Here is a 19,750-nt window from a genome sequence, read left to right on the forward strand (position 1 = left end):
GCCAACGGGGGTTGATGCCGGTTTTTCACCCTGTAACCACGCTGACGCCCGTCGACATACGCTGACAAAAAAGCCACCCGTAACAACGGGTGGCTTTTTAAGTGGTGCGGAACCGGCAGATTACGCCGCCAGGATTTCCTGAGCGGTACGTTCAACCAGCGCCAACAGCACCTTGATGTCTTCCAGCGTCACCGTCGGGTTCAACAGCGTCAGCTTCAGGCAGGTTACGCCGGCAAACTCGGTAACGCCGACGTTGGCACGCCCTGATTCCAGTAGCACATCGCCAATTTTCTGGTTGTGCAACGCCACCGCCGCATCGCCGGCCGTTGCCAGCTGGGCAGGGCGATGGCGGAACAGCACGCTGGCCAACTGCGGCTGCATCACCAGTTCCAGCGCCGGCTGCTCGCTGACATACTGTGCGACCTGCTGCGCCAGGGTCACGCCGTGATCGATGATCGCCGCGTATTGCTTCTGCCCCAGCGCTTCCAGCCCCATCCACAGCTTCAAGGCATCAAAGCGGCGGGTAGTCTGCAACGACTTGGATACCAGGTTAGGTACGCCCTGGGCCTCGTCGAACTCGGAGTTCAGATAAGCCGCCTGGTAACGCATCAGTTCATAATGGCGCGCCTCTTTTAACAGGAAGGCGCCACAGCTGATGGTCTGGAAGAACTGCTTGTGGAAGTCCAGAGTAATGGAATCCACCAGTTCAATGCCGTCCAGATAGTCACGATACTTTTCCGACAACAGCAGCGCGCCGCCCCAGGCCGCATCAACGTGCAACCAGACCTGATACTCGGCCGCCAGCGCGGCAATCGCCCGCAGCGGGTCAATGGCGCCGGCGTCGGTGGTGCCGGCGGTGGCGACAATCGCCAGCACCTGCTCACCGTTGGCCTGCGCCTGCGCCAGTTTGTCGGCCAGATCGTTGACGTTCATGCGGGCAAAGCGATCGGTTTTAACCAGCGTAACCGACTGATAGCCGAGACCAAGCAACGCCATGTTCTTCTGCACCGAGAAGTGGGCGTTTTCGGAGCAGAATACCTTAATCTTGCGCAGGTCGCCGATCAGGCCATCCTGCTGGACAGAGTGTCCCTGACGCGCAAAGAACGCGTCACGCGCCAGCATCAACCCCATCAGATTGCTCTGGGTGCCGCCGCTGGTGAACACCCCGGCATCGCCAGCCTGATAGCCTACCTGGCTACGCAACCATTCGATCAGCTTCATCTCGATGATGGTGGCCGACGGACTTTGATCCCAGGAGTCCATGCTCTGGTTGGTGGCATTGATCAGCACTTCGGCGGCCTGGCTTACCACCAGACTCGGGCAGTGCAGGTGCGCAACGCACTGCGGATGATGCACCGACAGGCTGTCTTTTAAAAAATACTCAATCGCACGCTCAATCGCGGCCTGGTTACCCAGGCCCTGAGGGTTAAAATCAAGCCGGATACGTTCGCGCAGTTCGGCAACGGTTTTGCCCTGATACATCTCGGGCTGTTGCAGCCATTGCACCACCGCCTGACTGGTCTGCGCGATCGCTTGCTGGTAGGCTTCGGTGCTGTGCGCAGACGCCGCCAGAATCGGGTTTGACTCGGACATTACCAATTTACTCCACTCAAACCGGTCGGACGCCAGCGGACAGCAGGGCGTTCTCGAACTTGTCCAGGAAAATGTTCAGTTCATCGTTAGTGATCAACAACGAAGGCAGCAGGCGCAGTACGCAACCGTTGCGACCGCCACGCTCCAGGATCAACCCGGCTTCGAAGCATTTTTTCTGCAACAGGGCGGACAGCTCGCCATCGGCAGGGTAGCAACCCATATGATCCTGCGGTTGATCCGGCTTGACGATCTCGATACCGATCATCAGGCCCAGACCGCGCACGTGGCCAATCACCGGATAACGTTTTTGCAGCTCGGCCAGTTGGCCTTTCAGCCATTCGCCTTGCTCGGCCACTTTGGCCGCCACCTGATTTTCCTTCAGGAATTTCAGGGTAGTCAGGCCGGTCGCCATCGCCAGCTGGTTGCCACGGAAGGTACCGGTGTGATGGCCAGGTTCCCAGGCATCGAACTGTTTCTTGATACCCAGCACTGCCAACGGCAGACCGCCGCCAACCGCCTTAGACATGACGATGATGTCTGGCTCAATGCCGGCATGTTCAAAGGCAAACAGCTTGCCGGTACGGGCGAAACCAGCCTGAACCTCATCGATAATCAGCAGAATGCCGTGCTCCTGCGTCACCTTGCGAATGCGTTGCAGCCATTCAACCGGCGCCGGGTTAACGCCGCCTTCGCCTTGCACCGCTTCCAGGATCACCGCAGCCGGCTTGCGCACGCCGCTTTCAACGTCGTTGATCAGGTTTTCAAAGTAGTAGGTCAGCGCCTTCACCCCGGCGTCACCGCCGATACCCAACGGGCAGCGGTACTGGTGTGGGTAAGGCATAAACTGGACTTCCGGCATCATGCCATTGATTGCCGCCTTCGGCGACAGGTTACCCGTTACCGCCAGCGCGCCATGGGTCATGCCGTGATAGCCGCCGGAGAAGCTGATCACGCCGCTACGGCCGGTATGTTTCTTGGCAAGTTTCAGTGCGGCTTCAACGGCGTCAGCGCCAGAAGGACCGCAAAATTGCAGGCAATACTCTTCGCCAGCGCCTGGCAATAAAGACAACAGATAATCTGAGAACTGGTCTTTCAACGGCGTAGTCAGATCGAGGGTATGTAACGGCAAGCCGCTAGTAATGACATTTTGGATGCTTTGCAGAACATCAGGGTGGTTATGACCCAGCGCCAGCGTACCGGCGCCTGCCAGACAATCAAGATATTGGTTGTTTTCAACATCAGTAATCCAGACGCCTTGTGCTTTGGCAATCGCCAACGGCAGCTTACGTGGATAACTCCTAACGTTCGACTCAAATTCAGCTTGTCGCGCCAAATAGGTTTCGTTGTTTCCGTTTAATGTATTCGCACCTAAAGTATCAATACGGACTTTATCCGTCATCATATCTCTCCTACAACCGGGGTTATCAGCACGCCGCAGTTGAATAAACAGGTTAAAAAGTAAATGGGCCATGTAAAAGCGCGGCCAATATATGGCTTTTTAAGGTTGTACTCAATAATTAATTGTATTTAGATTTGTTAATTGTTTTCCCCATGTTAATCAACGGGTTATTTGGTTTGAAAATTCCCCTTTTCGCGGAGGTTTTAACCGCTGGCAACCAGCCTGAAGGGGGTGACGGCGTCACTATGAAACATAAATGTAATAAATGGCATTTGCCGGCGCATAATGATGATGCCGCTACAATAAATCTGCCGGGTAACGCCAGGCCAACGTCTACAGATTTCACGTAGCGCGATCGCAATTATCCGCTCCTGGGGTTCGCCGGCTCGGTAGCGAGATTATCCACGGCATAAAATGTTGTTCCATACTGAAAAACCGTTGCACGATTTCACCGCGAGCCGGCATTACGCAGCAATCGCTCCCCGTACTTCGCTAGAGTAAAAACTACGCTGAAAAAAGGGGACACCATGCTTGCTCAACGTTTGAACGATCGACAACTGCTGCGCCAACAGGCTTTCTTTGCCGGTGGCTGGTCCAGCGCCGACGGTGGGGAAACGCTGCCGGTAATCAATCCTGCCAACGGCAAGATATTGGCCACGGTGCCGGCGCTCGGCACCGCCGAGACCACCCGCGCCATTGCCTTTGCCGATGCCATCCGCCATGAGTGGGGGCAAACCAGTAACGCCCAGCGCGCTCAGCTGTTGGAGAACTGGCATCAACTGATCCTCGCCAACGCCGACGATCTGGCCACGCTGATGACTGCCGAGCAGGGAAAACCGCTGGCCGAGGCCAAGGGTGAAGTGCTGTACGGCGCCGGCTTTGTAAAATGGTTTGCGGAAGAGGCACGCCGCATCTACGGCGAAACCATTCCCGCCCCCAGCGGCGATCGACGCATTTTGGTGCTCAAACAGCCGGTGGGGGTGGCTGCGGCAATAACACCGTGGAATTTCCCCATTGCAATGATCACCCGTAAAGTGGCGCCGGCGCTAGCGGCCGGTTGCCCAATCTTGGTGAAACCATCGGAACTGACGCCGCTCTGCGCGCTGGCACTGATGGAACTGGCTACTCGCGCCGGCTTCCCGCCAGGGGTATTGCAAATCCTCACCGGTCTGCCGCAGGAGATTGGCGCGACCCTGACCGCCAGCCGCACGGTGCGTAAAATCTCCTTTACCGGTTCCACCCGCGTGGGGCAATTGCTCATGCAGCAAAGTGCCGACAGCATCAAACGTCTCAGTCTGGAATTGGGCGGTAATGCACCACTGATTGTCTTTGACGATGCCGATCTGGAGATCGCCATTGCCGGCGTGATGACCAGTAAATTCCGCAATGCCGGGCAAACCTGCGTGTGTGCCAACCGCATTCTGGTTCAGCGCGGCATCTATCCGCGTTTTGTCGAACGACTGCTGGCAGAAGTGGCGAAACTGTCCGTTGGCGATGGTTTTAGTGCTGATAGCACCATTGGCCCGCTGATCAACGCGGCAGCGGTGACCAAGGTCAATGGACATATCGATGATGCGCTCAGCCACGGTGCAACGCTATTGGCCGGCGGTATCATGCAGGGAGAAGGCTGCTTTGTAACGCCCACGGTGTTGGGTGAGGTTACCGCCGCAATGCGTATTGCTCATGAGGAGACGTTCGGACCGGTAGTGCCACTGTTCGTGTTTGACAGCGAACAACAGGCGATCGCCATGGCCAACGATACTCCTTATGGGCTGGGAGCCTATTTCTTTACCGAAGACGTACGCCGCGCGTGGCGGGTCGGCGAAGCGTTGGAGTTTGGCATGGTTGGGTACAACACCGGCGCCATCTCGTTGGAAGTCGCGCCATTTGGCGGCATAAAAATGTCCGGCGTCGGGCGAGAGGGCTCCCATTACGGCATTGATGAATACCTTGAAATTAAAGCATTCCATTTTGGCAGTCTGCGCTGAAATTAATCGCAGCCAGTCATTTAACACGCCCGTGCGGATTAATTCTCACGGGCGTTCCGCTATTTTACGCCGCGCCGGTCAACGCTCGATCTGACTTATTTGGTGCAGCATTATAACAACTCTGCCCTGCAATGGTGCGCTTATATTGTGATGTAAATCATCTATTTACCATTGCGGTTTATCGGTGAAATTTCGCCCTGGATTACGGCATAAAATTTTTTTCAGCCCCTTTTTACGCATTTTTATTTTTCCACTGGCTGGCATACTTTCTGCATTAAGTGAATAAGCGCGTGAAAATGCCAGTGCGGATATTTACCCCTGTGTCGTACAAGATTATTCCACCAGCCGATAAATTTAAGGATTCAACGATGTTAAGTTTCGATCCCGATAACATTGATCTTCCTGTTGGCCACTTTATCAACGGCCGGCAACTGAGCGGCAAAGGAACCGATCTGGCGGTAAAGCGGCCTTCCGACGGACGCCTGGCCAGCGAACTGACACAGGCAGATGCCGCACTGGTTGATGACGCGGTCTGCAACGCCGATCGGGCAGTCAAAGAGAGCGGCTGGTCACATTGCCCACCGCGTCAGCGTGCGGCGGTACTGATGCGCTGGGCCGAGTTGATCCAGCACGACAAACGGTTGGCGCAGTTGGAAGCGTTGGCTTCGACCCGACCGATCCACGACGTAGTCAACCACGAAATCCCGTTTACCGCCGACGCCATCCGCTTTTATGCCGAGTGCGCGGACAAATACAGCGGTGACGTTTTCCCCACGCAAGATGCCAGTCTTGGCATGCTGGTTCCCGAGCCCTATGGCGTGATAGGCGCCATTACGCCATGGAACTTTCCACTGTCGATGGCCTCATGGAAATGCGGCCCGGCGCTGGCCGCCGGCAATGCGGTGGTGCTAAAACCGTCAGAACTGACGCCTTATTCCACCGTTCGTCTGGCAGAGCTGGCGGTGCAGGCAGGGCTGCCGGCAGGGGTATTGAATATTGTTCAAGGCAGCGGTGCGCTGACCGGAAGCGCCTTGGTGGCACATCCGCTGGTGCGCAAAGTGTCGTTTACCGGATCGACACAAACCGGCGCACGCATCATGAGCGACGCGGCGTTTAACGGCATGAAACCGGTAACGCTGGAGCTGGGCGGTAAAAGTCCGCAATTGGTGTTTGACGATGCCGGAGAGGTAAACGAGGTCGCCAAACGCATAGTGCGCGGATTTACCGCCAATGGCGGTCAGGCCTGTGTCGCCGGCACCCGGCTGATTGTGCAGCGCGGCATCGCCGACGCGCTGATTGCCCGTCTGGTGGCGCTGTGTCAGGGGTTTCGCCCGGGCGTGACCTGGGACCAAAACAGTCGCTATGCGCCGATGATCGACGGCCGCCAGGCCGATAAGGTACAGCAGATCGTCGATGCCGCGCGTCAGCAAGGAGGGGAGATCCTGGTCGGCGGTCATCGCTTTGATGCGACCGGCGACGGTTATTTCTGGCAACCGACGCTGATCGCCAACCTCACGGCCGACAGCCCGGCGCTACAGGAAGAGATTTTCGGACCGGTGCTGACCGTACAGATTTTTGATGACGAAACCGAAGGGCTGGCGCTGGCCGCCCATCCTACCTACGGCCTGTGTGCCGGCGTACACACCCTGAGTCTCGAGCGCGCGCTACGCGCCATGCGCGGCATCGCGGCGGGCACGGTGTGGATCAATCGCTACGGCCGTTCAGGCGATTTTATCATTCCTACCGGCGGCTTCCACGGCTCCGGTATCGGCAAGGATCTGGGACGGCAGGCGTTCGAGGCCTGTCGACGTTACAAAAGCGTCCTGATCGATTTTTAACTCATCCCAAGAGGAAACGTCATGGCTGTGTTTAAACCGAAATTTATCACTTTTGACTGTTACGGCACCCTGATCAACTTCGATATGGCCGGTGCTGCGGCCAGCGTTTTTGCCGATCGCATCAGCGTGGACAACATGCAGGCATTTACTACCGACTTTGCCCGCTACCGTCTGGATGAAGTGCTGGGCGCCTTCAAGCTTTACCCGCAGGTAGTGAGCAATGCATTGCAGCGCACCTGTAACAAATGGCGCGTGACCTGTACCGCTGAAGATAGCGCGGCCATCATGACCGCCTGCACCGGTTGGGGGCCACATCCGGACGTGCCGGCAGGACTGGCCAGAGTGGCGAGCGAGTTCCCGTTGGTTCTGCTGACCAATTCCACCGACCAGTTGATCGCCCACCATGTGCCACGGCTCGGCGCGCCAATCCATATGACCATCACCGCCGAAGAGGTCGGTGCCTATAAACCGCAGATGAAGGGTTTCGAATACATGCTGGACAAACTCGGCTGTGGCCCGGACGAAATCCTGCACGTCTCATCCAGCCTGCGCTACGACCTGATGACCGCGCACGATCTGGGCATCGCCCACAAGGTATTCGTCAACCGTGGCCACGAACCGGGCACGCCGTACTACGGCTATAGCGAAATCCGCGACATTGGCGGCCTTCCGGCCGTGGTGGGTCTGTAACCCGCACAGGAGCAGGGTGATGAAACTGGAATCTTTCTGGCAGGCAACGGCACCGGCGTTTACCGGTGCGGCGCAAGGTGAACTGCCTGCTACCGCCGATGTGGTAGTGATCGGCGGTGGGTTTACCGGCATCTCCGCGGCGCTGAGTCTGGCCCGCAGCGGACTGAAGGTAGTGGTGCTGGAAGCTGCCAAGGTGATGAGTCAGGCTTCGGCGCGTAACGGCGGGCACTGCAATACCGGCGTAGCGCAGGATTTTGCCTCGCTGGTCGCCAGCCGTGGTATCGAACAGGCCAGCCGCTACTATCGCTCGTTCGCCGACGCGGTGGACTATGTGGAACAACTGGTGCGGCAAGAAGAGATTGATTGTGACTTCCTGCGCACCGGCAAGATCAAGCTGGCCAGCAAGGCGTCTCACTTTCCGGCGCTAAAAGCGACATATCAGGCGCTGCGCAGTAGCGTCGATCGCGAGGTAGAGCTGGTGGGTGCCGATCGGATCCGCCACGAAGTTGACTCGACCGCCTTTTACGGTGGGCTGATCCAGCGGCGCGGTGGCCAGATGCACATGGGCAAGTTTGGCGTCGGTCTGGCGCAAGCGGCAGCCGGCAGTGGGGCGGTTATTTTCGAAGACACTCCCGTCACTCGCCTGACACGCCTGGCGGGCTATCGCCATCGGGTAGCGACGCCGCAGGGCGAGATTGTCGCCGAAAAGGTGCTGATGGCCACCGGCTGCTCCAATAGGGGGCCTTTCGGCTGGTTCCAGCGGCGCATCGTACCGGTAGGCAGTTTTATCATCGTTACCGCGCCGCTGCCGGCGGAACGCCTGGCGGCGCTGTTGCCCAACAACCGCACCTGCGTTACTTCGTTGAACGTTGGCAACTATTTCCGCACCACTACCGATCACCGTCTGGTGTTTGGCGGGAGGGCTCGCTTTGCCATCAGCAACCCGACCTCGGACGCCCGCAGCGGCAGCGTGTTGCAGGCGGGGATGAGCAAGTTGTTCCCGATTTTGGCTACGGCGAAGATTGACTACTGCTGGGGCGGGCTGGTGGATATGACCGCCGATCGCCTGCCGCACGCCGGCGAACAGGACGGGGTGTTTTACTCGCTGGGCTACAGCGGGCACGGCACGCAGATGTCGGTGTGGATGGGACGGGTGATGGCCGATCTGCTGGCGGAAAAACCGGCCGACAATCCGTGGCTGCGTGACGGCTGGCCGGCGCTGCCCGGTTATTTTGGCAAACCGTGGTTTTTGCCCGTTGCGGGCTGGTATTACAAGGCTAAGGACCGGCTCTCCTGACTATCTAACGTTCCATTTTGAGGGTGTACAGATGAGTAAATTTCGTAAAGAATTTAGCCGCGTTCCCCCATCGTTAACCCAGGCGATCGCCGACGTGGCGATATCACGCCGCAGCATGATGAAACTGCTGTCGGCCGGCGCGCTGATGAGCACCGGTCTGGTGGGTTTCCCTCAGCTTGGGCTGGCGGCAGAAACGCCGATCAAAGGCGGCAGACTGCGCGCCGCCGTGGCCAACGCCTCGGCCACCGATACGCTGGATCCGGCCAAAGGCAATAACAGCGGCGACTACACGCGCCAGTTCATGTTTTACAACGGCCTGACCGAGCTGGATGGTAAACTGCTGCCGCAGCCGGCGCTGGCGGAATCGATCGACAGCAGCGACGGCATCACCTGGCACATCAAACTGCGTCCGGGGGTGGTTTTCCATGACGGCAAGTCATTGACCGCCCAGGACGTGGTGTTCTCTCTCAGCCGCCATCAGGATCCGGCCGTCGCCTCAACCGCCATTTCACAGGCAAAGCAGTTCGCCAGCATCACCGCCGCCAGCCCGACGCAAGTCACGCTGGTGCTGACCCAACCCAACTTCGACATTCCCACCGTGCTGGCGACCAGTCCATTCCTGATCCTGCAGGACGGCACCAAAGACTTCAGTAAAGCCGTCGGCACCGGCCCGTACGTCTGCACGTCGTTTACTCCCGGCGTCAGCACCGTCGGCGTAAAGAACCCCAACTACTGGAAACCGGGTCTGCCGCATCTGGATCAGGTCGAACTGATGGGGGTCACCGATCAGGCCGCCCGCGTCAATGCGTTGATGTCCGGCGATCTGCATATGGTGGCCACGCTGACCTCCAACGACGTCAAGCGGCTACGCCAGTCCGGGCAGTTTGGCGTGCTGGAAAGCAAATCCGGCATGTACACCAACCTGATCCTGCGCACCGACATGAAGCCCGGCAGCAACGAGGATTTCGTGTTGGGCATGAAGTACCTGCAACCCCGCGAGATCATGGTGAAAACGGTGATGCAGGGCTTTGGCCAGGTGGCCAACGATACCCCGGTACCGCCGTGGCATCCGATGTTCAATCAGGATATTGCGCAGCGGCCGCTGGACGTGGAAAAGGCCGGATACCACTTCAAAAAGGCCGGCATGGCGGGCGCCAGCGTGGAAATCATCACGACCCAGAATATTGAAGGCTCGGTGGAAGGCGGCCAGTTGATCCAGCAGTTCGGTCGCGCGGCGGGGGTCAAATTCCAGGTGCGGCGCGTGCCGTATGACGGCTACTGGTCAACCCACTGGACCAAGGATCCCCTGGGTTACGGCTCGATCAATCCGCGGCCGACCCTCGATCTGCTGTTTTCGCAGTTCTATCTGTCAGACGCGCCCAACAACGAATCCGGCTGGAAAAATCCCCAGTTCGATCAACTGGTGGTCGCAGCTCGCGGTGAACGTGACCAGGGCAAGCGCAAACAGATGTACGGCGATATGCAGCAGCTGATCCATGATCACAGCGGCACCATCATCCCCGCCTTTATCAGCTCGCTGGACGGGCACAGCAACAAGGTGAAGGGGGTAGAAGCCTGGCCATCCGGCATGATGATGGGCTACCGCTTTCATGAATTTGCCTGGTTGGCATCCTGATACCCGATAAGGAGAACGGCGATGAACCGCTACATGCTCCTCCTGATTGCCCGGCGCTGCGGTGCCGGCATCCTGACCCTGCTGATTGTCTCGGCGGTGGTGTTTTTCGTTACCAGCATGCTGCCGGGCGATGCGGCACAAATGATGCTTGGCCAGAGTGCCACGCCGGAAACGGTAGCGGCGCTGCGCCAGCAGCTCGGGCTGGATCAGCCACTGATGATTCGCTATCTGGACTGGCTGAGCGGCATGCTGCGTGGCGACTTCGGCACCTCGTTCGCCAGTCATCTGCCGGTATCCCAACTGGTTGCGCAGCGCATTCCGGCCACCTTCGAACTGGCTGGGATCACCACACTGGTGTCGGTACCGCTGGCGCTGGTGATTGGGCTGGCGGCGGCGATGAAACGCGGTTCGCTGTTCGATCGCGGACTGATGATGACCACCATGGCGGTGGTTGCCGTGCCGGAGTTTCTGGTGGCTACCGTGGCAGTGATGATCTTTGCGGTGAAACTGCACTGGGTGCCGGCCATGTCGCTGGGCGCACCGGCGCTAGATCTGGTCAGTTACCTGAAAGCCTACGCCTTGCCGGTGCTGACGCTGTGCTGCGTATTGGTGGCGCAGATGGCGCGCATGACCCGCTCGGCGCTGATCAATCAGATGGACAGTCCATATCTTGAAATGACTCGTCTCAAGGGGGTATCGCCACTGCGCGCCATGCTGCGCCACGCGCTGCCAAACGCGGTCGGGCCGATCGCCAACGCCATCTCGCTGAGCCTGTCCTACCTGTTCGGCGGGGTGATTATCATCGAAAGCATCTTCAGCTATCCGGGGCTGGCCAGCCAACTGGTGGATGCGGTCAGCAACCGCGATCTGCCGTTGGTACAGCTGTGCGTCATGCTGTTTGCCGTCTGCTATCTGCTACTGCTGCTGTTGGCGGACATCCTGACCATTGCCTTCAATCCAAAAGGGAGGGGCTAATGAATGTGCTAACGCTACCCTGGCGCTTTTTTCTCTCGCTGACTACCAGCGGACGAGTCGGCCTGCTGATTACCCTGGTGTGGATCTTGCTGGCTCTGTTTGGCGCATCGCTGGCGCCGTATAGCCTGGACGATATCGGCGTCGGCCCGATGCTCGGCGGCCTGAGCAAAGAATTCTGGCTGGGCACCGATTATCTTGGCCGCGATATGTTCAGTCGCATTCTGTACGGCGCGCGTTACTCTATCGGGCTGGCGCTGAGCGCCGCGCTGCTGGCCAGTCTGGCTGGTACGCTGCTGGCCCTGCTGGCGGCGGTGGCAGGCCGCTGGCTTGAGGAAATCCTCGGGCGCATCAACGATGCGATGCTGGTACTGCCCGGCAAGATCCTGGCGCTGATGATCGTGGCGGTGTTTGGTTCTTCGCTGCCAATGCTGATCGTCACTGCGGTATTCACCTACTGGCCGGGCGCTTACCGAATCGCCTATGCCATGGCGGCCAACCTGCGCTCAATGGACTATGTTCAGGCGTCGCGGTTGCGCGGCGAGAGCCGTTTTTATATCGCCATCCACGATATCTTGCCCAACATGCTGCACCCGATGCTCACCGATTTCGGCTTGCGCTTTGTGTACATCGTGTTGCTGCTCAGCGGCCTGAGTTTCCTTGGGCTGGGTGTCCAGCCGCCGTACGCCGACTGGGGCACGCTGGTGCGCGAAAATCTGCAGGGGCTGTTTGACGGCTCCCCGGCGGTGCTGATGCCAGCGTTGGCGATTGCCAGTCTGACCATTGGTGCCAATCTGTTTATCGACAGCCTGCAGGCGATGCGTCCGCTGAGCCCGGCCAAGGGGGTTGCATGAATATTACCGCACACGGCGCCCGCCCCATGGTGGCGGTGGACAATCTGCGCGTTATCGCCCACGCGGATGACGGCAGTGAAATTCCACTGGTGTCCGACATCCGTTTTAGCGTCCAGCAGGGCGAGGTGCTGGCGCTGATAGGCGAGTCGGGTTCCGGCAAGACGACCATCGCCCTGGCGCTGATGGGCTATGCGCGCCACGGCTGCCGTATTGCCAGCGGTAACATCCACGTTGCCGGAACCGACGTTACCGCGCTGTCGCCCAGACAACTGTGCCAGTTTCGCGGCAATAAAGTGGCCTATATCGCGCAAAGCGCCGCCGCCTCGTTTAACCCGGCAATGAAAATTATCGATCAGGTGGTGGAACCGGTGGTGATTCATCATGTGATGAGCCGTGCCGCCGCAGAAAAAAAAGCCGTGGCGCTGTTTCGCGAACTGGCGCTACCCAATCCGGACACCATCGGTCAGCGTTATCCGCACCAGGTATCCGGTGGCCAACTGCAGCGGCTGATGACCGCGATGGCGTTAATCAGCGATCCCGAGGTGGTGATCCTGGATGAACCGACCACCGCGCTCGATGTCACCACCCAGGTCGAAGTGTTGAAGGCATTTCGACGCGTGGTGCGCCAGCGCGGCATGACGGCGATTTACGTCAGCCACGATCTGGCCGTGGTGGCGCAGATGGCCGACCGCATCCTGGTGCTGCTGAAAGGGACGATGGCGGAATACGGTGCCACCGAAGATCTGCTGCGCGCGCCGCAGGCACAATACAGCCACCAACTGTTGGACGCTGCGCGGCAGAAGGTACGCCCAAGCCCCTGGCTTGCGGAAGAAGACAACGCTCAACCGTTACTGGAAGTACGCGATCTGTCGGCTGGTTACGGACCACGGGACGCCAGCGGGCAGCCGAAGATCCCGATCCTGCATGACATCAACTTCCGGCTGTATCGTGGGCAGGCGATCGGCATTATCGGTGAATCCGGGTCAGGGAAAACCACGCTGGCACACGCCATTGCCGGTATCAATACGCCGTCGAAAGGGCATATTCTGTTCAACGGGCATTACATTGCCAATGCGATGCAGCAGCGGCCGGAGAACGAGCTGCGGCGCATCCAGTATGTATTCCAGATGGCCGATACCGCGCTGAACCCGGCGCACTGCATAGAAAAAATCCTTACTCGGCCGCTGACGCTGTTTCACGGTCTGCGCGGTTCGGCGCTGCAAAGACGACTCTTCGAGCTGCTGGAACTGGTGAGGCTGCCGCGCAGCGTACTGGATCGTCAGCCGTGGACGCTATCCGGCGGTCAGAAACAGCGTGTCAATCTGGCGCGGGCGCTGGCCGCCGAACCCGATCTGATACTGTGCGATGAAGTGACTTCCGCCCTGGATACCGTGGTGGCGGCGGCGATCCTCGATCTGATTACCGATCTGCGCCGTGAACTGGGACTCTCGGTGCTGTTTATCAGCCATGATTTGCACGCGGTACGCTCGGTGTGCGATGAAATCATCGTGGTGAAAAATGGGCACATGGTGACGCAGGTGGCGCGGGCAGACTACGATAAACCGTCCAGCGAACTGTATTATGAGCGTCTCAAGCGTGCCGTGCCGGAATTGCGCCAGGGCTGGCTGGACGAACACGAAGCCAACAACATTGCGCTTTAACGCCGATTGATCGTGGGTTAATCGCCGCTATCCAACAAAACGCCAATAACGAGATTGAGGACAATATGCCCGCACCGATTCGATACGTACAGGACAGCCGATTCTTCCCCGAGTCGGCGGATGTGGTGGTGATTGGCGCCGGCATTGCCGGATCCGCCGCCGCCTATGAGCTGGCAAAACAGGGCGTCAGCGTGGTGCTGATTGAAAAGGGTCTGGTGGGTGGCGAACAGTCAAGCCGCAACTGGGGCTGGTGTCGCCAGCAAAATCGCGACGAGCGGGAACTGCCGCTGATCATCCATGCGCTGCGGCGCTGGGAGGAACTCGGCAAAGAAACCGGCGAAGAACTGGGCTTTCGTCGTACCGGCCTGGTATATGCCACCGGTAACCAGGAGGATATCAACGCCTGGGACAACTGGGGAAAAATGGCCCGCACCTATGGCGTGCGTAGCGACATTTTGACCGCCGCTCAGGCCAAGGCAATGACGCCAGGCAGCACCAGCCGGTGGCTGGGCGGGGTGTCTTCCCCCACAGACGGGCACGCCGAGCCCAGGCTGGCCGCCGCCGGACTGGCGATTGCGGCACAGCGGCTGGGAGCCGAAGTGTTCCAGCAATGCGCGGTGCGTGGACTGGATATTTCTGCCGGCCGGGTCAGCGGGGTGGTCACCGAGCGTGGTCTGATCAAGACCAGCCGCGTCATCTGCGCCGGCGGTGCCTGGACATCGATGTTCTGCCGCCGTCATGGTATCGATCTGCCTCTGGGCAACGTGATTGGTACCGCATTTCGTACCGCTCCGATCGAACAGGCGATTGCCGTACCGCTGTATACGCCGTCGTTCGCCTGCCGCCCACAGTTGGATGGCAGTTACACCGTGTCGGTATCCGGTCGTGGCCGCCTGTCGCCGGGGGTGCAGGGGCTGCGTTACGCCCGCCAGTTCTATCCGACGTTCAAGGCACGACGCAGGAATCTGACCATTCGACTGGGGTTGGACGCCTTTATCAACGGTCCCGAATCACCGGCACGTTGGCAGTTTGACGGCCGGTCGCCGTTTGAAAAGGTGCGCATTCTCGATCCCGCCGCCGACATGGCGATGGTGCAGGAGGGTATTGCGGCAATGAGTCGAGAGTTCCCGGCACTGGGGAATATTCGCGTAGAGCAAGCCTGGGGGGGCATGATCGACAGCACGCCGGATGCGATCCCGGTGATTTCGCCGGTGGCTAAACTGCCGGGTCTGATCGTGTCTGCCGGTTACAGCGGACACGGTTTTGGCATTGGCCCCGGCGCGGGTCGTCTGGCGGCTGACCTGGCCACCGATGCCACCCCGATTGTCGATCCGACGCCGTTCCGCTATGCGCGGCTGGTGGACGGTTCCGGCCTGGCCGCGCCGGGTATGATGTAAAGGAGAAAGGCATGACCATTGAGATAAACGCCATCAACGAAAACCATCTGGAAGCCGCACTGGCGCTGACCCAGCGCTTGCAGTGGCCACATCGCCGAGCAGACTGGCAACAGGCGCTGCAATTGGGGGAAGGGCTGGTTGCCGAACAGGATGGTACGCTGCTGGGCACCATTCTCTATTGGCGCTGGGGCCATGACTATGCCTCGCTGGGGTTGGTGATCGTCGCAGACCATGCACAGGGCAAGGGCATTGGCAAACGCCTGATGCAGACCGCGCTGGCTCGACTGGAAGGGCACAGCGTACGGTTGCACGCCACCGAAGCGGGCAAGGGGCTGTATGAAAAACTGGGCTTTGTTGCCACCGGTAGCATCGAGCAGCACCAGTGCCGTAGTCTGGGCAAGATCGGCCCGCTGCCGCCGGCTGCCGGGCAGAGACTGCGCCCGGCGCGCCATGACGACGCCGCCGTGCTGACCGCGCTGGATGGTCAGGCTCACGGTTATCATCGTCCACGGCTGATGGCGGTGCTGCTGGAGCAGGCCGAGCGGGTGCTGGTACTGGAAGAGCATGGCGCAGTGAGCGGCTTTGCCTGCCTGCGGCGCTTTGGTCACGGTTACGTGGTCGGGCCGATTGTCTGCGGCGATCTGCCACGCGCCCAGTTGCTGGTTAGCGCTTTGCTGAGCGGACTGCCGGGCCAGTTCGTGCGCATTGATACCGATGCCGACTCCGGCCTTGGCCCATGGCTGAACACCCTTGGCGTACCGCAGGTCGACGCGCCCACCACCATGATCCGCGGGCGGCGACACCACCCCGAGCGCATACTGGCGTTCGGGCTGACGACCCAGGCAATGGTCTGATGAATATCGTCTACAAATCCGAGCCGGCACGCGGCCGCCAGTGGGCCCAATTGCTGGCGCAACTGGCACCGGAAGCAACCTTTAGCCAATGGCCCGAGGTCGGCGACCCGCAACAGGTCGATTATCTGGTTGCCTGGCAACCGCCGCAAAATATCATGCAGACCTTTCCCAACCTCAAGGTGCTGTTTTCGGTCGGTGCCGGCGTCGACCAGTTTGACTATACCAATCTACCGCCTGACCTGCCGGTGGTGCGCATGATCGAACCCGGTCTGACCCAGGGCATGGTGGAATACGTCACGTTCTCCGTACTGGGATTGCACCGTGGCATGCCGCGTTATCTGCAGCAACAGCGCCAACAGCGCTGGCAGGAACACCCAACGCCGGTCGCCGGCGCATGCCGGATTGGCGTCATGGGCGCCGGCACGCTGGGTGAAGCAGTGTTGCGGCCGCTGGTGGCGTTCGGCTATCCCTGCGCCGCCTGGAGCCGTTCAGCCAAAACCATCAGCGGCGTGCGCTGCTACGCTGGCAATGCGCAGTTGGGGGCATTTCTCGCCCGCAGCGATATTCTGATCTGCCTGCTGCCGCTGACTGCCAGCACCGAGGGTATCCTCAATGCCGAGCTGTTCAGCCAACTGCCGCCAGGAGCGGCGCTGGTGCAGGTCGGTCGCGGCCGGCAGCTCAATCATCCGCATCTGCTGGACGCGCTGGACAGCGGCCAACTGTCCGCCGCGGTGATTGACGTGACATCGCCGGAACCGCTGCCGGATGGGCATCCGTTTTGGCAGCATCCGGCCATCTGGCTTACGCCGCACATCGCCAGCCAGACACGCCCAGAGAGTGCGGTACGGGCGCTGCTGGACAATATTCGCCGCTTTGAGCGCGGTGAGCCGATGATCGGCACGATCGAACGCACAAGAGGCTATTGAATGGATAACCAGCAATTGATCGCGCTGCGGCGCGATCTGCACGCGCACCCCGAATTGGGGTTCGAAGAGCAGCGTACCGCGGCCATCGTGGCAGACTTCCTGCGCCAACTGGATATCGAGGTGCACTGCGGGGTCGGCAAAACCGGCGTGGTCGGCGTTCTGCGACGCGGTACCAGCCCACGCACCGTTGGCCTGCGTGCCGATATGGACGCACTGCCGATGGACGACGCCGGGCCACAGGCGTGGCACAGCCGCCATCCGGGGCGTTGTCACGCCTGTGGTCATGACGGCCACACCGCGATACTGCTGGGCGCTGCGGCGCAGCTGGCCCGCTCGACCACCTTCGACGGCAGCGTGGTGTTTATCTTCCAGCCTGCTGAAGAAGGGCTGGCGGGCGCGCAGGCAATGATTGACGACGGGTTGTTCAGCCGCTTTCCCTGTGACGCAGTCTATGCATTGCACAACTGGCCCGAACTGCCGCTGGGCACTGCACAGACCCTTCCAGGACCGATCATGGCCGCCGCCGATCGCTTCGACATCATCGTTAAAGGCGGTGGAGGCCACGCGGCTCAGCCTCATCTCACCCCAGATACGCTGCTGGCGACCAGCGAACTGGTGGTGCAGTTGAATACCATCGTTGCTCGCGCCGTCGATCCTTGCGAACCGGCATTGCTGACGGTAACCCGCGTCCAGGGCGGCTTTTCGCACAATATGATCCCGGCCAGCGCCAGCATTACCGGTACGGTGCGCACCTTCAATCCGCAGGTGCAAGACATCATCGAGCAGCGCCTGCATGCCATGGCGCAGTACGTTACCGCCGCGCACCACCTGACGGCGGAAGTCAGCTACCAGCGCTATTATCCGGCCACTGTCAATGCGCCGCAGCAGGCGGAGATTGCGCTGCGAGCGGCGCACAATGCCGGCCTTGCCGCATCGCTGGCAGTGAAACCGGCGCTGACCTCGGAGGACTTCGCCTTTATGTTGCAGGCGCGGCCAGGCGCCTACCTGTGGCTGGGATCGGCCGACAGCCGACCGCTGCACCATTCCGCTTACGATTTTAACGACGACGTCATCCCTTACGGTATTCGCTGGTTCTGCGAAGTGGTGCGTGAAACGCTGCCGATGAAAATTTAGTTCATGTATTTGCCCGCATTTCGACAGTTAATGCTGCTGCCATTCCGATTTCGGCAGCGAGACGAAAAGGCTTATTGCGATACTTGATCTCAATATTGTCATGCGATGAGGAAGAGAGATGGATAATTTACTGGCTGAGCAGCAGACATTTTCTGACAACGGGTTATTCCTGGACACGCGGGAAGAACACGTGGCACGTGGCGTGGTCACGGCACACCCGCTGGTGATTGCCAAGGGAAAGGGGGCCGAAGTATGGGACGTCGAGGGCAACCGCTATCTGGACTTTGTCGCCGGCATTGGCGTCTTGAACGTCGGGCACAGCCACCCGGCGGTGGTGGCCGCGGTCACCGAACAGCTGCAACAGCTCTCGCACGCCTGCTTCCAGGTGGCGGCTTACCCCGGCTATATCGAACTGGCCAAGCGCTTGAATAACGCCGTGGGCGCCGGTGAAAAATTCAAGAGCGTCTTTTTTACCAGCGGCGCTGAAGCGGTGGAAAACGCGGTTAAAATCGCCCGCGCTTACACTAACCGTTCCGGGATCATTGCCTTTGACGGCGCGTTTCACGGCCGCACGCTGTTAGGCTGCACGCTGACCGGCATGAGCCAACCCTATAAACAGAACTTCGGGCCATTCCCCGGCGAAATATACCGCGTGCCGTTCCCCAATGCGTTTAACGGCATTTCTGACGCTGACTGCCTGCAGGCACTGGATACGCTGTTTGCCGTGCAGATAGCGGCGGAACGCGTGGCGGCGATCATTATCGAGCCGGTGCAGGGCGATGGCGGCTTCCTGCCCGCATCGCCAGGGTTTATGCAGGCATTGCGCGAACTGACTCACCGTCACGGCATCGTACTGATCTGCGATGAGATACAAACCGGCTTTGGCCGCACCGGTAAAATGTTCGGCTTCCAGCACGCCGGCATCGTGCCGGATTTGGTGACCGTGGCAAAAAGCCTCGGAGGCGGTCTACCGATCTCTGGCGTAGCGGGCAAGGCGGAAATCATGGAAGCGCCAACCCCTGGGGGCCTGGGTGGCACCTACGGCGGAAATGCGCTGGCCTGTGCGGCGGCGTTGGCGGTGTTTGACTTGTTGGCCGACGGCTCGCTGCTGGCGCGCGCCAATCAGTTGGGCGCCGAACTTAATGCTCGTCTGCATCAATTGGCCGACAAGTATGTCTGCATCGGCGAGGTGCGCGGTATCGGCTTTATGCAAGCGGTGGAAATTATCGACGTCGAAAGCGGCTTGCCCGATGCGGCGCTGACCCAACGTATTCTCGACTGCGCCAGTCAGGAAGGTCTACTGTTGATCAAGTGCGGTATCAAGCGCAATACCGTTCGCTTCCTCGCACCGTTGGTCACCAGCGACTCGCAGTTGGAAGAGGCGCTTCACATCTTTGATATTGCACTGGCCCGCGCCACCGGCAGGCTGGGCTAAACGGCTTCCTCATTGATATTCTTATGTTTGTTTGCTTTGCAAGACGACGGTATGGCACGGTAAAACGCTGGCGCCG

15 protein-coding genes are annotated in these 19,750 nt (G+C 59.7%); 13 read left to right on the forward strand and 2 right to left on the reverse strand.

Annotation, left to right across the window (positions count from 1 at the left end; genetic code table 11):
* Positions 1–120 precede the first annotated feature (120 nt).
* Positions 121–1,593, reverse strand: a complete 1,473-nt coding sequence (locus NYE85_RS16225; protein ID WP_259005757.1) for an aspartate aminotransferase family protein — start codon at positions 1,591–1,593, stop codon at positions 121–123.
* Between the two features lie 16 nt (positions 1,594–1,609).
* On the reverse strand, positions 1,610–2,992 hold the full coding sequence (locus NYE85_RS16230; RefSeq protein ID WP_259005758.1) for a diaminobutyrate--2-oxoglutarate transaminase: 1,383 nt from the start codon (positions 2,990–2,992) through the stop codon (positions 1,610–1,612).
* A 527-nt stretch (positions 2,993–3,519) separates the two neighbouring features.
* On the opposite strand from NYE85_RS16230, the gene NYE85_RS16235 reads away from it, so the two are divergent.
* From NYE85_RS16235 to gabT, 13 genes are all read left to right on the forward strand, one after another.
* Positions 3,520–4,980 carry an NAD-dependent succinate-semialdehyde dehydrogenase gene (locus NYE85_RS16235; protein WP_259005759.1) on the forward strand — a complete coding sequence of 487 codons (1,461 nt, stop codon included), beginning with the start codon at positions 3,520–3,522 and terminating at the stop codon, positions 4,978–4,980.
* Between the two features lie 368 nt (positions 4,981–5,348).
* Complete coding sequence (locus tag NYE85_RS16240) at positions 5,349–6,818, forward strand: aldehyde dehydrogenase (protein ID WP_259005760.1); 1,470 nt, start codon at positions 5,349–5,351, stop codon at positions 6,816–6,818.
* Positions 6,819–6,839: 21 nt separating this feature from the next.
* Positions 6,840–7,508, forward strand: coding sequence for a haloacid dehalogenase type II (locus NYE85_RS16245; RefSeq protein ID WP_259005761.1), 669 nt, complete (start codon positions 6,840–6,842; stop codon positions 7,506–7,508).
* Between the two features lie 19 nt (positions 7,509–7,527).
* A complete protein-coding gene (locus NYE85_RS16250) occupies positions 7,528–8,805 on the forward strand; it encodes an FAD-binding oxidoreductase (protein WP_259005762.1) in 1,278 nt (425 codons plus the stop codon).
* 31 nt (positions 8,806–8,836) lie between these two features.
* Positions 8,837–10,441 (forward strand): ABC transporter substrate-binding protein, encoded by a 1,605-nt coding sequence (locus NYE85_RS16255; RefSeq protein ID WP_259005763.1) that lies wholly within the window; start codon positions 8,837–8,839, stop codon positions 10,439–10,441.
* A 21-nt stretch (positions 10,442–10,462) separates the two neighbouring features.
* Positions 10,463–11,416, forward strand: a complete 954-nt coding sequence (locus NYE85_RS16260; RefSeq protein WP_259005765.1) for an ABC transporter permease — start codon at positions 10,463–10,465, stop codon at positions 11,414–11,416.
* On the forward strand, positions 11,416–12,267 hold the full coding sequence (locus NYE85_RS16265) for an ABC transporter permease (protein WP_259005766.1): 852 nt from the start codon (positions 11,416–11,418) through the stop codon (positions 12,265–12,267). Before NYE85_RS16260 ends, NYE85_RS16265 begins: the two co-directional genes overlap by 1 nt.
* Complete coding sequence (locus tag NYE85_RS16270; RefSeq protein ID WP_259005767.1) at positions 12,264–13,928, forward strand: ABC transporter ATP-binding protein; 1,665 nt, start codon at positions 12,264–12,266, stop codon at positions 13,926–13,928. The genes NYE85_RS16265 and NYE85_RS16270 overlap by 4 nt, the downstream gene beginning before the upstream one ends.
* A 65-nt stretch (positions 13,929–13,993) precedes the next feature.
* Positions 13,994–15,325, forward strand: coding sequence for an FAD-binding oxidoreductase (locus tag NYE85_RS16275; protein WP_259005768.1), 1,332 nt, complete (start codon positions 13,994–13,996; stop codon positions 15,323–15,325).
* Between the two features lie 11 nt (positions 15,326–15,336).
* Entirely contained in the window at positions 15,337–16,179 is an 843-nt protein-coding gene (locus NYE85_RS16280) for a GNAT family N-acetyltransferase (RefSeq protein ID WP_259005769.1), read from the forward strand.
* Positions 16,179–17,105: a glyoxylate/hydroxypyruvate reductase A gene (locus tag NYE85_RS16285; RefSeq protein ID WP_259005770.1), complete on the forward strand. Its 927-nt coding sequence runs from the start codon at positions 16,179–16,181 to the stop codon at positions 17,103–17,105. The genes NYE85_RS16280 and NYE85_RS16285 overlap by 1 nt, the downstream gene beginning before the upstream one ends.
* Positions 17,106–18,239, forward strand: coding sequence for a M20 aminoacylase family protein (locus NYE85_RS16290; protein ID WP_259005771.1), 1,134 nt, complete (start codon positions 17,106–17,108; stop codon positions 18,237–18,239).
* Between the two features lie 118 nt (positions 18,240–18,357).
* Positions 18,358–19,674, forward strand: coding sequence for a 4-aminobutyrate--2-oxoglutarate transaminase (gabT, locus tag NYE85_RS16295; protein ID WP_259005772.1), 1,317 nt, complete (start codon positions 18,358–18,360; stop codon positions 19,672–19,674).
* Positions 19,675–19,750: the final 76 nt, after the last annotated feature.

Origin of the sequence: Serratia sp. AKBS12, from assembly GCF_024793895.1 — a bacterium.
GTDB lineage: Bacteria > Pseudomonadota > Gammaproteobacteria > Enterobacterales > Enterobacteriaceae > Serratia_F.

Bases quoted from the DNA above. Each gene is read 5' to 3' on its own strand.
- NYE85_RS16225 (WP_259005757.1), bottom strand. From the start codon at position 1,593: ATGTCCGAGTCAAACCCGATTCTGGCGGCGTCTGCGCACAGCACCGAA.
- NYE85_RS16230 (WP_259005758.1), bottom strand. From the start codon at position 2,992: ATGACGGATAAAGTCCGTATTGATACTTTAGGTGCGAATACATTAAAC.
- NYE85_RS16235 (WP_259005759.1), top strand. From the start codon at position 3,520: ATGCTTGCTCAACGTTTGAACGATCGACAACTGCTGCGCCAACAGGCT.
- NYE85_RS16240 (WP_259005760.1), top strand. From the start codon at position 5,349: ATGTTAAGTTTCGATCCCGATAACATTGATCTTCCTGTTGGCCACTTT.
- NYE85_RS16245 (WP_259005761.1), top strand. From the start codon at position 6,840: ATGGCTGTGTTTAAACCGAAATTTATCACTTTTGACTGTTACGGCACC.
- NYE85_RS16250 (WP_259005762.1), top strand. From the start codon at position 7,528: ATGAAACTGGAATCTTTCTGGCAGGCAACGGCACCGGCGTTTACCGGT.
- NYE85_RS16255 (WP_259005763.1), top strand. From the start codon at position 8,837: ATGAGTAAATTTCGTAAAGAATTTAGCCGCGTTCCCCCATCGTTAACC.
- NYE85_RS16260 (WP_259005765.1), top strand. From the start codon at position 10,463: ATGAACCGCTACATGCTCCTCCTGATTGCCCGGCGCTGCGGTGCCGGC.
- NYE85_RS16265 (WP_259005766.1), top strand. From the start codon at position 11,416: ATGAATGTGCTAACGCTACCCTGGCGCTTTTTTCTCTCGCTGACTACC.
- NYE85_RS16270 (WP_259005767.1), top strand. From the start codon at position 12,264: ATGAATATTACCGCACACGGCGCCCGCCCCATGGTGGCGGTGGACAAT.
- NYE85_RS16275 (WP_259005768.1), top strand. From the start codon at position 13,994: ATGCCCGCACCGATTCGATACGTACAGGACAGCCGATTCTTCCCCGAG.
- NYE85_RS16280 (WP_259005769.1), top strand. From the start codon at position 15,337: ATGACCATTGAGATAAACGCCATCAACGAAAACCATCTGGAAGCCGCA.
- NYE85_RS16285 (WP_259005770.1), top strand. From the start codon at position 16,179: ATGAATATCGTCTACAAATCCGAGCCGGCACGCGGCCGCCAGTGGGCC.
- NYE85_RS16290 (WP_259005771.1), top strand. From the start codon at position 17,106: ATGGATAACCAGCAATTGATCGCGCTGCGGCGCGATCTGCACGCGCAC.
- gabT (WP_259005772.1), top strand. From the start codon at position 18,358: ATGGATAATTTACTGGCTGAGCAGCAGACATTTTCTGACAACGGGTTA.